The sequence below is a fragment of the Aquaticitalea lipolytica genome (assembly GCF_014641635.1).
GTDB classification, from domain to species: domain Bacteria; phylum Bacteroidota; class Bacteroidia; order Flavobacteriales; family Flavobacteriaceae; genus Aquaticitalea; species Aquaticitalea lipolytica.
On the sequence record NZ_BMIC01000001.1, the window covers coordinates 177,897 to 191,646 of the forward strand.

At 31.9% G+C, this 13,750-nt stretch carries 14 protein-coding genes; 2 read left to right on the plus strand and 12 right to left on the minus strand.

The window, feature by feature from the left end; genetic code table 11:
- Nucleotide 1: 1 nt before the first annotated feature.
- The 9 genes from IEW41_RS00780 to mnmE all read right to left on the minus strand — a co-directional run bounded on the left by IEW41_RS00780 (nt 2) and on the right by mnmE (nt 7,861).
- The gene (locus IEW41_RS00780; RefSeq protein WP_188604432.1) at nt 2–301 is read right to left on the minus strand and encodes a helix-turn-helix domain-containing protein; all 300 of its coding nucleotides are present in this window, start codon (nt 299–301) and stop codon (nt 2–4) included.
- A gap of 154 nt (nt 302–455) precedes the next feature.
- Complete coding sequence (locus tag IEW41_RS00785; RefSeq protein WP_188604433.1) at nt 456–2,195, minus strand: DUF3987 domain-containing protein; 1,740 nt, start codon at nt 2,193–2,195, stop codon at nt 456–458.
- Nucleotides 2,192–3,100 carry a BT4734/BF3469 family protein gene (locus tag IEW41_RS14515; RefSeq protein ID WP_229660136.1) on the minus strand — a complete coding sequence of 303 codons (909 nt, stop codon included), beginning with the start codon at nt 3,098–3,100 and terminating at the stop codon, nt 2,192–2,194. The genes IEW41_RS00785 and IEW41_RS14515 overlap by 4 nt, the downstream gene beginning before the upstream one ends.
- Complete coding sequence (locus tag IEW41_RS00795) at nt 3,087–3,383, minus strand: helix-turn-helix domain-containing protein (protein WP_188604434.1); 297 nt, start codon at nt 3,381–3,383, stop codon at nt 3,087–3,089. Before IEW41_RS00795 ends, IEW41_RS14515 begins: the two co-directional genes overlap by 14 nt.
- Nucleotides 3,380–3,682, minus strand: a complete 303-nt coding sequence (locus IEW41_RS00800; RefSeq protein ID WP_188604435.1) for a helix-turn-helix domain-containing protein — start codon at nt 3,680–3,682, stop codon at nt 3,380–3,382. Before IEW41_RS00800 ends, IEW41_RS00795 begins: the two co-directional genes overlap by 4 nt.
- A 156-nt stretch (nt 3,683–3,838) precedes the next feature.
- The gene (locus IEW41_RS00805; RefSeq protein ID WP_188604436.1) at nt 3,839–4,789 is read right to left on the minus strand and encodes a DUF6617 family protein; all 951 of its coding nucleotides are present in this window, start codon (nt 4,787–4,789) and stop codon (nt 3,839–3,841) included.
- Complete coding sequence (locus IEW41_RS00810) at nt 4,789–5,883, minus strand: site-specific integrase (RefSeq protein ID WP_188604437.1); 1,095 nt, start codon at nt 5,881–5,883, stop codon at nt 4,789–4,791. Before IEW41_RS00810 ends, IEW41_RS00805 begins: the two co-directional genes overlap by 1 nt.
- A 6-nt stretch (nt 5,884–5,889) precedes the next feature.
- Entirely contained in the window at nt 5,890–6,255 is a 366-nt protein-coding gene (locus IEW41_RS00815; protein WP_188604438.1) for a helix-turn-helix domain-containing protein, read from the minus strand.
- 217 nt (nt 6,256–6,472) lie between these two features.
- Entirely contained in the window at nt 6,473–7,861 is a 1,389-nt protein-coding gene (gene mnmE / locus IEW41_RS00820; RefSeq protein ID WP_188604439.1) for a tRNA uridine-5-carboxymethylaminomethyl(34) synthesis GTPase MnmE, read from the minus strand.
- 133 nt (nt 7,862–7,994) lie between these two features.
- Here mnmE and IEW41_RS00825 point away from each other — a divergent pair, with 133 nt between their 5' ends.
- On the plus strand, nt 7,995–9,137 hold the full coding sequence (locus IEW41_RS00825; protein ID WP_188604440.1) for a TlpA disulfide reductase family protein: 1,143 nt from the start codon (nt 7,995–7,997) through the stop codon (nt 9,135–9,137).
- Nucleotides 9,138–9,169: 32 nt separating this feature from the next.
- Here the strand turns inward: IEW41_RS00825 and IEW41_RS00830 are convergent, their stop codons facing one another.
- Complete coding sequence (locus IEW41_RS00830; protein ID WP_188604441.1) at nt 9,170–9,820, minus strand: rhomboid family intramembrane serine protease; 651 nt, start codon at nt 9,818–9,820, stop codon at nt 9,170–9,172.
- 62 nt (nt 9,821–9,882) lie between these two features.
- On the opposite strand from IEW41_RS00830, the gene IEW41_RS00835 reads away from it, so the two are divergent.
- Nucleotides 9,883–10,773 (plus strand): lysophospholipid acyltransferase family protein, encoded by an 891-nt coding sequence (locus IEW41_RS00835; RefSeq protein ID WP_188604442.1) that lies wholly within the window; start codon nt 9,883–9,885, stop codon nt 10,771–10,773.
- On the opposite strand, the gene IEW41_RS00840 is transcribed toward IEW41_RS00835, so the two are convergent.
- Together IEW41_RS00840 and glmM are read right to left on the minus strand one after the other, a co-directional pair.
- Complete coding sequence (locus tag IEW41_RS00840; RefSeq protein WP_188604443.1) at nt 10,774–12,279, minus strand: aminotransferase class V-fold PLP-dependent enzyme; 1,506 nt, start codon at nt 12,277–12,279, stop codon at nt 10,774–10,776.
- Between the two features lie 13 nt (nt 12,280–12,292).
- Nucleotides 12,293–13,681, minus strand: coding sequence for a phosphoglucosamine mutase (gene glmM, locus IEW41_RS00845; protein ID WP_188604444.1), 1,389 nt, complete (start codon nt 13,679–13,681; stop codon nt 12,293–12,295).
- Between the last annotated feature and the right edge of the window lie 69 nt (nt 13,682–13,750).

Consider the following 13,750-nt stretch of genomic DNA (forward strand, 5'->3'; position numbering starts at 1 on the left):
ACTACTCGTTTTGATTGGTTAATTTCTTAATATTTTCTTTAACTAAATTGAGGATTTCCGTAATGCTGTTTTCATCTTTTATCATATCGACAATCTTATCGGCCATCCAGACATTTAGTAAATCGTTTTTGTTTTCATTTAAAGCGATTGCCAGTGCTTCTACTTGCTCTTTTCGAGCTATGCGTGTACCACGTTCAATTTTACTTAATAAGGCCGTATCGATATGCATTTGTGAAGCGACTTCCCTTAATAATAATTGCTTCTGTTCTCGTAATTTCCTTATATGTTCACCAAATGTCATTTTAGAGAGATTTTGACTTGTCAATATTTGTCTAATTTAAGAAAAGGAAACTAAAGGAAAGTAAAAAGATATAAACAGTTATTAACAGGGAATGAGGATATTAAGGATTTGAGGACATTATATTTAATATCCTCTAAATCCTCAACTTCCCCAATTATAATTTTGCAGGATTTGAATAGGCATTATGGGCTTCTCTATGGATTAAACCTGCTTCAACAAATTTGGTAATATAACCTTCTGCTGTTTTATTTGGAATGTTATGTTTAATGGCTAAATCTAAATAGTGTTGTCTGTCAAATTCTTTTGGCAAACTCTCTAAAAAGCGTTCTTTTCTATTTAACCGTTTTACTGTTTTTTGCTCCATAGGTAAATCATTAAACACCTTACTACTGTGTTTCACCAAAATTGAAATTATGATTAGTGCATTATCAAAGTCTACATCTTCACATTGTTTAATTGCATTGACATCTCCATCTTCCATAATTCGGAATGCTGTGAATAGCATCATTATCCTAAATGCAATTAAGCCTAACCTCCTAATAGTAGCAATATATTCTTCGGGTTGCAGATTGATGTATTTGGTTTGTAAGGATTCAAAGAACGTATGGAACTGTTTTTGTTGCGATACAGTTAATCGTATTTCTATTTCTGGATTGTTTTTAAGCGTTTTATACAGTCCTAAAAACTCACTACCTAATTGGTTGTAATAATCATCAAGTCCTAAACTATTATTGTTTTGGAATACATTTTTCCAAGTCGGCTTGATATTCATATAATAGAACATAAAGCGACTAAACAACCCATTTTCTGCATTAGGTATTAAGGTTGCTACTTGTTTTGGTGTACCAGATAATACGGTTGATAAACAGGGTTTTTCAATATCTACATATTCTCTATCTGTTCTACGATAATAACTGATGGTTTCGTGATGAAATGCTTTACGAAATCCATCACTATAATTACCATAATCGCTTTTAAATGCTTGCGCCAAGGTGTCTCCTTCAGTTTCAAAAATCAACCCTTTGCCTTCATTATCTGATATTAATTGATATACACCGGTTACACTATTATTGGCAGGAATGAACAACATTCGTTCTGGTGGTTTACTCGGTTTTTCCAAGTTTTCATCTTTGCCTTTATTCATATTGTAAGTCGCTGTTTCTGTATTAAATTGTTGCTTTAATACTTTAGCTTGTTCCCTTTTTAGTTTATGTACAGGATCTACCAAATTTTTAATTTGGTTGAGTCTGCCTTTACCTGCAGATGCAGGTGCAGTTACAAAAAGATATAAATTGCTATATACTTTTCGTTGGTCGTAAACGCCAAATAGTTTAGGAAAGCAAGCACTAAAAGCTGTTAAAGCACCTAACAATAGAATATCTTTTTCTTCTTGACTACTCGCAGGATTTACAACTTGTTGTAAAAACTGTGGAAGACTGTCATATACCTTTTCAGGAATAGTAGGCATTGTTTGCTGTTCCTTTTCCTCTTTTTGTTGAGGTAGCTTCATTTTGGGTTTTGATAGCTTAATTCCTACCTGATGTGCGTGATGATAAAAGGTTGCAATACTTATTCCGTGCCCTTTAGCGTTAAGACATTTATTGAATTGTTCGTCACATTCTTTAGAATCATATCCTGCATAATTTTTACTTATTCGGTGGAAATAATCTCTACCTGATTCTCCATATTCTTCAGCTAAAGCAAAGCCTAAATCTCGCCAAGTAGCGTAATTGCCTGTTATATCTGTACCAGACTGCTCAATTGCCGAGATATAGGATTCTATGTCGTTATTAGCAACAGCAACAACGTTAGTTGTTGCTTTGTTGCTGACTGTTGGTTTTGGTTGCTCTTTTGGAACGTCTAACCAATCTTTTGGGTTAAATGATTTTGTCATAATTTTTGATGTCTTTTATGTAAAAAAGCTGTCGGGTCGTATGGTAGGAAACACGCTCTGGAAACGTCTTTACCTGACTGGTCAACTTCTATATTATAGGTTTGCTTAATGTAATTGGCTACCGCAATAAAATACTCACTATGAGATACTTCTAAAATGTCAATTCTGATTATCCATTTAAGACCATCTCCAGATGGTGACGTGAATAGCATTTCGGTTTCAAAGTACTCATCGTTCAACAATTGTGTTTTTAACTCTTGCAGATTATCTAAATGGTCAAAATCAATAGTTAATAGATTAGAATGATGTAACAAATTACTATCGTTACGTTTTTCAAATACTCCTGAAAAGGTGACGTAATCAAAGCGATTCGCTTTGAATTTACGAGCTTCTTTTACATCTGTTATTGCTCTTAAATCTTCTGTAATCTTTTTGTATTTATCACTTGTGATTAATTCAAATACTTGATGTAATCGCAAGGTTTCCGCAGGAAACACATTGCGAACAGGTGCTTTGAAAAAGCTACAGTTGGCATACCAGGTATCGTCTGGTTCATTCAACCATTCCAATTCATCTTTTACTTTAACTTCTAAATTTAGATGCAGTTCTTGGTTTATCTTCTGTAATACATCCGCTTCATCAGCCATTTTAAAATGATATTGTGCAAAATCGAATACATCGCCTATAAAGGTTTCTAATTCTGTGTCTTTATGCGTTGCAATAGCACCATCGATATGAATACGTAATGTTTTTTTGCCACCATTAAAAGGGTTTCGGGTTATCCCGCAGTCCCTTCCTTTTAAAGAAAGGACTGTTGTTTCAGGATAATACTGTCTCAACACATAGGCGTAAATCTTTAAACCATAATGTGTTTTGTCTAATATTGCTTCTCTACTTATTTCCATTACACTTGAAATTATGGTTGTAGTAGTTGTCTTGAAGCAATTGCTCAACATCAGAAACTTTATAATAAAACTTGCCTTGAACTTTACTATATGGCAGTGTACCGTTTGTTCTAAATGTTTGCAGGGTTCGCTTACTAATATGTAAGGTCTGTAAGACATCTTGATTGTCTATCCACGTATCTTTTAATACTTCGGCTCTTGATAGTTGTAGCAATTCGATACGTGCTTTTATGTCCTTTATTTCTTGTGAGAGCGTCAAGAGTAAATCAATTATTTCAGTCATAACTTTACCGCTCCTTTCTTAATTAAGAAGTCGGCAGCTTGCTGCTCGATTTCGTCTTGTGAGTCCATACGGTTACGCAGTAACCAATGATCTAACTCTTCACGTTGGAAATAAATCTTTTTGCCATTCGGTTTATAGTGTGGAATGGCTCCCGTACTTGTCAATTTGTACAAGTGTGATTGGGAAAGTTCTAAATACTTGCAAGTTTCATTGAAATTCAATACTTGCTTTTGCATCGTTTGTTGCTCTATTAAGAGTTTTTCGATACGGTCTAATTTTTCGATGATATTTGTGTCCATCGTTTATTTTGTTTTAAATAAATGAGGACATCTGGCCAAATGTCATTCTTGGTTTTCAAGAACAGGACAAAGGTTGAAAAATGGGAAGTTGATTTTAGTAAGAGTGTAAAACAAGGGTAAGATAACAGTAAGATTTCTTACTGTTCTTACTGTTTTTTATTGCAGTTGTTGGATGATTTTGTCTATTTCTTCTTTTTCTTTTGGATTGTGGACTTTGTTTTTGTGAAGATTATTAGCTTTTAAATCTGCTCCTGTTTTGGTAATGAATTTTCCAGAGCGTTCAATTGCGGTAGGATTGAAACTATTAAAGAAAGGTTTGAGTTTTGAAACTACATAACTAAATTGGGTGGTTTCGCATTCCAAATAAATTTGGGAATCTATTTGTGTAAAATCTTTTGCAATTAAAAGTTTATGTAATTCCTCAACGGAAATACCATTTTGTAGTAAATCAATTTTAAAATGTAGGTCTTTTAATACTGCTAATAGTTTTGCGGTATCTCTACTTTTAAAACCAAATGAAGTTTTTGGTTTGCTTTTAGGCTTTGATGTTTTTTTAATGACTACTTTTTTAGAGGTCTCAATCTTCTTTATTAAGTCTGCATTGAATTTAGTGTCATTGAAATATTTTTCAGCTATTTCGGGAATTGTAAATAATGGTGTTTCTGAAAATTGGCCGTATTGCTCTTGTAATTCAGCATATAGTCGTATCACTGATACTTTTAGATAATTAATTATATAGTCAACATCTTCGCTTAAATCTTCCGTTATATCCCTTTTAGTAATGTAACTGGCTATGTCATTTAAATACTTATCAAATTTATTATGCAGAATCGTATAGCTGTAATTATTTTCTGATGTTGTGGCATTCTCTGGAAAGTCTGCAATAAATGAAACAATAGTCTTTTCAGTTTCATTAAAAATACTTTTTTGGTAATACTCTTTTTTGCTATTTAAAGGTCTTTTAAAATGTATTTTAAAAACCGCATTAGTTGCTAATGGATATAATTTTATTTCAGATAACAATAATTGAAATTCTCTTTCTGATCTATTGTCGCGATGTAAGCCTTTAGTTATAGAAACTAAACTTGAAAATATGTTATTTTTCATTATAAATCCAATTGAATACGGTTAGCAGCATCTTTCTTTTTATCGTCGATTACTTTGGCATAAATCTGCGTTGTTCTCAATTCTTTATGACCTAATAATTTTGATACTGTATAAATATCTGTGCCTAAAGTTAATTGTAAAGTTGCATACGTATGACGTGCGCAGTGAAAAGTAATATTTTTTGTAATACCCGCTTTCATTATCCATTGTTGCAATTTTAAATTAGACCAGGCACTATAATGCAAATCTTTGAAAATTTTATCTGTCGGCTTTCCTTCTTCACCTAATAGTTCTCTTGCTTGTTCAGAAATGGGTAAAGTTTCAGCTCCTTTGGTTTTCTTTTGTCTAAAGCGGATGTAATATCCCATTTCTTTTGAATGCTGTATTTCTGACCAGACTAACTTTTCAATGTCTGACCATCTTAATCCGGTAATTGCTGAAAATATAAAAGCTTTTTTTAATAAAGGAAGTTCACATTCTGTATTTGCTGCTCTTTGTAATTCATCAAGTGTTAAAAATTCTCGTTGAGGTTCCCCTTGTTTGAAATACTCAACACCGTTGGCAGGATTTACTTTTAGAATACCATCTTTAACAGCTTGTTTTAGTGCTGCTGAAAACTTACCATAGTATGAATATTTAGAGTTTTGAGATAATTTTTTTCCAGCTCTTCCAATAGCATCCTTATCTAAATACTCTTTAAACCGCTCTACAAATGATTTATCTATATCTTGGAAACTAACATCCGTAGGGCAAAAGATTTTTAAATGCTTTAGCATACTATTCCAATTCCCATAATTACCTGCACTTGTGTTTTTCTTTTCTGCTAACGTTGTTATGTAAGTAATAAAACTACCCTTTAGTTTCTCTATGTCTTTAAATCCGTAAATACCATTTTGAATTTCTATTTGTCGTTGAGCACAAATAGTTTCAGCAAGTTGCTTGGTTTTCTTATTTACTTCTCTTTCCGTTTTAGTTTTAGGATTAGCAGTAAGGTATAACCTCAAATATTCTGTTTTCCTTTTTCCCTTATGATAGTAGTCTAAATACAAACTAATATTATCATTTTTTTTGCGCTGTCTTAATGTTACTTTCATAATAAATCAATTAAAGAGGTTTTCAATTTGCCAACGAGCTACTATATGTTTTCTACCAAAAGGAACTGCTTTTAAACGTCCTTGTTGTATCATTCTTTGGATGGTCCATCTACTTACACCGATGAGTTGAGAAGCCTCTGTAACGCTTAAAAAATCTTTGTTGTTTACTGCATTTGGGTTGTAGTGATTAACTATTTCTTTTTGCTGTTGAATAGTTTCTTCAAGTGTGGCTTGTACTTTCTCATTACGTTTACGTACCTTATATGCTCTTTTAGCACAAATATCACTACAGTATTTAGTAACTGTTGTACGTGCTGTAAAGGCATTACCACAATGCTTACAAGTTTTTGGGATGTATAAATTACTGCTCATAAATGGTGCTTTATGTAGCGTAATGGTGCAACGTGGGGCAATATGGTGCATCATTTCGCCAAACCTACTGCCAACAGATTTGGGCAACAAATCCATATTTAGGGCAACAGATATACAACAAATTTAATGAAAAAAGAGCAAATAAGCAACAAATAAAAGAAGATAAAAACATATAAAGTAAAGAAAAACAGGTAGTTAACAATAAAAAGAAAGATAGTTACTTCCCGATACAGAAGTTAGCAAAAATATTACCTAATAAATCATCATTTGTAATTTCACCTGTAATCTCTCCAAAATGGTATAAAGCTTGTCTAATGTCTATAGCTAGTAAATCACCAGATAAACCAGAGTCTAGACCATATTTTACTTTTTGAACTTCTTCAAAGGCTTTTAATAAAGCGTCATAATGACGAGTATTAGTTACAATAGTTTCATTATTACGTAATGCACCTGTATTAATTAAGTTTAAAAGAGTGCTTGTTAGTTGTTCTACGCCAAACCCAGATTTTGCTGAAAGTAATTTTATTTCTGGGATTTCTTCTTGCATTTTTGCAAGCTGACTGTCGTCAATCTTATCAATTTTATTGGCTAGAACTATAAGTGGTTTTTGAGGATATTTGTTTTTAATTTTTTCTAATTCAACCTTGAATTTTTTACTTAGAGATTTAAACTTTGTACTATCAAACAAGTATATAACCACTTGAGCTTGCTCAATCTTTTCAAAAGTTTTTTTAATTCCTATATTCTCAACTATATCTTCAGTTTCACGAATTCCGGCGGTATCAATAAACCTAAAACCAATTCCGCCAATTGAAATTTCATCTTCAATAGTATCTCTTGTGGTACCTGCTATTTCGCTAACAATTGCACGCTCTTCATTCAATAAAGCATTTAGCAATGTAGATTTTCCAACATTAGGTTCACCAACAATAGCTACAGGAATTCCATTTTTTATAACATTCCCTACTGCAAAAGAATCGATTAAGCGTTTTAAAACATTTATTATTCTTGTAATAAGCTTATAAAATTCATCTCTGTTAGCAAACTCAACATCTTCTTCGGCAAAATCGAGCTCCAGCTCTATTAAGCTAGCAAAATTAAGAAGCTCGTCTCGTAAGTGTTTTATTTCATTACTAAATCCGCCACGCATTTGTTGAATTGCTATTTGATGTGATGCTTCACTATCACTTGCAATTAAATCTGCCACAGCTTCAGCTTGACTTAAATCTAATTTTCCGTTTAAAAAAGCTCGTAATGTAAACTCCCCAGCATTAGCCATTCTGCATCCATTTCGCAAAAATAATTGAATGATTTCTTGTTGAATGTACAAACTTCCATGGCACGAAATCTCTATCACATCTTCACCAGTATATGAATTTGGATTTTTAAAAACTGTAACCAAAACTTCATCAATCACTCTAGGATCATCTATAATATGGCCTAAATGCACTGTATGAGTTTTTTGTTTTGCTAAACTCTTTCCAGAAATAGATTTGAATTTTGAAGAAGCAATTGAAATAGCTTCCTTTCCAGATAAACGTATAACAGCAATTGCCCCACTTCCTGAAGGAGTTGCCAAAGCAATTATAGTGTCGTTATGTAGCATGGTAATAAATTTTAAACAAAAATATAGTAAAAATGTAATTTGGCTTAATAATGATTCAGTTCTTTTAAGATTATATTATAACTTATCATTAATAAGAACTTATTATATTTGTACAACTTAAAATTAAATGAAAATGAAAAAATTATTTAGCCTAATATTAATAGTTTCTTTGTTTATCTCTTGTAATGAGACAACGAAAAAAAATGATGGTTATGTTATTAGTGGTACTGCAGATGGTGTTTATAATGGAATTAGAGTTTATTTAAAAACTATTGATGAACGTGGTAGAGATTTTTACCAAGACACTGCCGTTGTTGTAGACGGAAAATTTAAGTTTGAAGGAAAAATTGATATTCCAGAAATGTGGTTTTTATCAGTTAATAGTATTGATGGTTATATTCCTATAATGGTTGAAAATGAAAATATTACTGTTACCGTTAATAAAGACAATATTAATACCTCTACAATTCATGGAACAAAAGCAAACGATGCTTTAACAGAATATAATGAGGGTTTTAATATCCTACTGGAAAAACGAAGTAAAATAGGTAGAGAAAATATGGGTGTTTTGCGTTCTACAGATTCAATTGAAAAAGCAAATTTTTCTGCAACAATGGCTGAAATGGAAAAAGAAATGAACAGTTATCCTTTTGACTTTTTAGCTAATCATAAGGACAATTACTTTTCATTAAAACTTATTGAATCATTAATGACGAGTAGCTCAATTGACTTAAGTAAAATTGAAGATAGTTTTAATAACTTAGATGAATCTGTCAAATCTTCTGGATATGGAAGAGTGGTATTCAGTAAAATATCTGTACAAAAGCTAGAAAATGAGCGTTTAGGTAGTTTAAACTTAGGTAAAGTTGCCCCAAATTTCACTGCTCCAGATCCAAACGGAAAGATGATTTCTTTAAATGAAATTAAAGGCAAAGTAACTATTATTGATTTTTGGGCTTCTTGGTGTGGACCTTGTAGAAGAGAAAATCCTAATGTTGTGAAAACATATAATAAATATCATAATAAAGGTTTAGAAATTATAAGTGTATCGTTAGATAGAGCAGGCCAAAAAGATAAATGGCTTAAAGCTATTGAGGATGATAAATTAACTTGGCATCATGTATCTAATCTAAACTATTTTAACGACCCTGTAGCTAAACAGTATAATATACAATCAATTCCTTCTACTTATATTCTTGATTCTGAAGGTAAAATTGCTGCTAAAAATTTAAGAGGCAAAGCTCTCGAAGATAAAGTAGCTGAACTTTTAAATTAATAAAAAAGCCTTCAATATTTGAAGGCTTTTTTTTATAGTTTTCCCATTTTGTGCATTACAAATAATATAATAATTGGTATTGCTAACAAAGCAATCATTTTTAAATCGGTTTTAAACAAACCTGGCGCAAGCATTAATGTGACTACATAACCTCCAATTGCACCTCCAAAATGTGCATCATGCCCAATATTTCCAATTCTATTTTTCATTCCATAAATAGAATATAACAAATATAAAATACCAAACACATAAGCAGGAAATGGTAATGGAATAAACATAATCCCCAACTGCATGGTTGGATCTAATAATATAGCTGAATACAAAACTCCAGTAACTGCACCACTTGCTCCAACAGCACTATAATGGTATTCTTCCTTATGAAAATATAACGACAGTAAACTACCTAACAGTAAACTTGCAATATAAATGACAATAAAGTTTAAAGTACCCAACTCATCAATAACTACATCTGCAAAAAAATACAGAGTAAACATATTAAAGAACAGGTGCATCATATCAACATGCAAAAAACCAGAACTAAACATACGTATTTGCTCTCCTCTTCTTATGCTTCCGACATTAAACTTGTATCGTTCAAAAAAGCCATAATCATCAAATCCTTTTAAAGAAATAATAGCATTTGCTGCAATAATAACAATAGTAATAAGACTTAAATTACCCATAAACTATAAACGATTAATTATAATATACTCTATATTTACAGCTGCAAATCTAATATTAAAAAATGCAATTTCTAATTTACATTCTTGTTTATCCATTTTTATGGATAGTCTCTATACTCCCTTTTAGATTACTTTATGCAATTTCTGACCTGCTTTATATATTAATTTTTAGAGTATTTGGATATAGAAAAAAGGTTGTAAAAGAAAATTTAAGGCTTGTGTTTCCTAATAAGTCTAAAGAAGAAATTAACCTTATCACAAAGAAGTTTTATCACCATTTGTGTGATATGATGGTTGAAGCTATAAAATCGTTGAGCATTTCTGAAGAAGAGATGAAATCACGTTATAAATTTACCAATATTGAAGAAATTCATAAGTTAGAACAACAAAACAAAAGTATTGTTTTAATGTGCGCTCATTATGGAAGCTGGGAATGGATATTTATCCTTCAAAAACATATTAACCATAAGGGCTATGCTGTTTATAAACGGTTAGCAAATCCTTACTTTGATAGATTAATTAAAAAAATAAGAGCTAAATACAATAGCCATTTAATAACAACAAAAGAGACAATCCCTGTTCTTATAGAAGCACAAAAAAGAGGTGAATTAACTATAAACGGATTCGTTTCTGACCAATCGCCTAAAGCTGGCAAAGCTTATCATTGGAATGAGTTTATGGGTATTAAAGTTCCGATGCACACTGGTGCAGAAATGCTAGCTAAACGCTTAGATATGGCTATAGTGTTTTTTAAAGTAAAACGATTGAAAAGAGGTTTTTACGAAACCACCTTTGAAACCATAACTACAAGCCCAAAAGAATATAAAAACTACGAGATTACAGATATATTTTTCAAATTTGTAGAGAAACAAATTGAAGAAGCTCCAGAATACTATTTATGGACTCACAAACGATGGAAGCACAGAAATAGTGTTCCTGCTGAGTTTCAATAACTAAAGTTCAAACCAAGAGTTTATAGGAGTTTCATTTGAAGGGTTTTCAGAACTCGTTTTATGTACAAACTCATTTGAAGATTTAATATAGTTATAATCTTTTGCCCAATCTTTATAATGTTTTGCTAAATCCTTTAAGCTGTCACAAACAAACTTAATTTCCTCATTAGTTGTTGTTGGATGAATAGACATACGAATCCAACCTGGTTTACGTGTAAGTTCACCTAATGAAATTTCATTTGTCAGTTCATGCGAAGTTTCAACATCAACATGCAATAAAAAATGTCCGTAAGTACCTGCACAACTACAGCCACCACGAGTTTGAATCCCGAATCTATCATTAAGTAGTTTTACGCCTAAATTATAATGTAAATCATCTATATAGAAAGAAATTACACCTAATCTTTCTTTATGCTGTCCTGCAAGTATATTAAGATTATTAACAGATTTTAAATCTTCAAAAATATAATCAACTATTTCATGCTCTCGCTTTAGAATATTAGAAACTCCCATTTGCTCCTTTAATTTAATACAAAGAGCTGTTTTAATTGTTTGTAAAAAGCCTGGTGTTCCTCCATCTTCTCTATCTTCAATATTATCTATATATTTATGTTCTCCCCAAGGATTTGTCCAGCTCACAGTTCCTCCTCCTGGACAATCAGGAATCATATTCTTATATAGTTTTTTATTAAAAATTAATACTCCAGAAGTTCCTGGTCCTCCTAAAAATTTATGAGGTGAAAAGAAAATAGCATCTAATGCCTGCTCATCATCTTCAGGATGCATATCTATATCTACATAAGGTGCTGAGCATGCAAAATCAACAAAACAAACACCTCCATTTTGATGCATTAGTTTAGCAATATCGTGATATGGCGTTTGTATGCCTGTAACATTAGAGCCTCCTACAACTGAAGCAATTTTTAAGGGCCTATCTTTATATGTTTCTAATAGAACTTTTAAATTATTTATACTAAATAAACCATCTTCTGAAGGAGGAATAACTTCTACTTTTGCAATGGTTTCTAACCAAGAAGTCTGATTAGAATGATGTTCCATATGAGAAATAAAAACTACAGGACGAATTTCATCTGGTACATTAGTATAGTTTTGAAGATTTTCTGGCACTTTCAGCCCTAAAATTCTTTGAAACTTATTAATTACACCTGTCATTCCATTTCCAGACATAATTAGCACATCATCTTCATTACAATTTACATGATCTTTAATAATATGTTTTGCCTTATGATACGCTTTTGTCATTGCTGTACCTGAAACTGTAGTTTCTGTATGTGTATTTGCTACATAAGGCCCAAATTCGTTGCATAGCTTTTCCTCTATTGGTCTGTATAAACGACCTGAAGCTGTCCAATCGGTATATATGATTTTTTGAGTACCAAAAGGTGATTCGAACTTTTGATCAATACCAATAATATGTTGGCGAAATTGATTAAAATAGCGCTCTAATTCAGTTGTACTGACTTTTTGTGTATCTGTAGAAATCATTAAATCAAAGGTACTAAATATTTGCAATAGCCTTAATTTCAGAAATTACTTTATCTGCAAGCTTATCTGCTTCATTTTGTGATGGCGCTTCGGTATAAATTCTAATAATTGGCTCTGTATTACTTTTACGCAAATGCACCCAACTATTACTAAAATCTATTTTTACGCCATCAATGGTAGTTAATTTCTCATTTTGATAACGTTCTTCCATAGCTTTCAAAATTGCATCAACATCTAAAGTTGGTGTTAATTCAATTTTCTTTTTACTCATAAAATAATTAGGGTAAGTTGCTCTTAACTCACTTGTTTTCATTTGCTTTTCAGCAAGTAAGCTTAAAAATAGAGCCACGCCAACTAAAGCATCACGACCATAATGTAATTCTGGGTATATTATGCCTCCATTTCCTTCTCCTCCAATTATGGCTTTATTCTTTTTCATTAATTCTACAACATTAACTTCACCTACAGCACTAGCTTCATAATTACCTCCATGCTTTAATGTAATATCTCTTAACGCTCTTGTTGAGCTCATATTACTAACAGTATTACCTGGTGTTTTGCTTAATACATAATCTGCGCAAGCAACTAATGTGTACTCTTCACCAAACATATCTCCCTTTTCATCCATGAACGCTAAACGATCAACATCTGGATCTACTACAATTCCTAAATCGGCATGTGCTTTTGTAACTGCTTTTGATAAGTCGCCTAAATGTTCTTTTAAAGGCTCAGGATTATGAGGAAACTCTCCATTTGGCTCACAATACAGTTTTACTGTTTGTACTCCTAACCTTTCTAATAATAACGGAATTGCTATTCCGCCTGTTGAATTTACACCATCAACAACAACTTTAAAATTAGCATCTTCAATAGCTTTCTTATTTACCAGAGGCATTTTTAAAACTTCATCAATATGTAAATCTATATAAGCTTGATTTTTGGTTATTTTTCCAAGATTATCTACATCTGCAAACTGCATCGTATCTGTTTCAGCAATAGCTAAAATTTTAGCACCTTCTTCTCCATTTAAAAATTCTCCTTTTGCATTTAACAGCTTTAACGCATTCCACTGCTTAGGATTGTGACTTGCAGTAAGTATAATACCACCATCTGCATGCTCCATTGGCACAGCAACTTCGACTGTTGGTGTTGTTGACAACCCTAAGTCTATAACATGTATTCCTAATCCTACTAGTGTATTCATGACTAAATTCTGAATCATTTCACCAGAAATTCTAGCATCTCTTCCAACAACAACCCTAAAATTTTCTTTATTGCGTTGTTGCTTTAACCATATTCCGTAAGCTGATGCAAATTTAACAGCATCAATCGGAGTTAAATTTTCTCCAACTTGACCTCCAATAGTACCTCTTATTCCTGAAATTGATTTTATAAGTGTCATTCTTTAATTTTATTTTGACAAATATAATATTTCAAAATCGTAATTCGTGACTCGTAATTCGTAAATTAG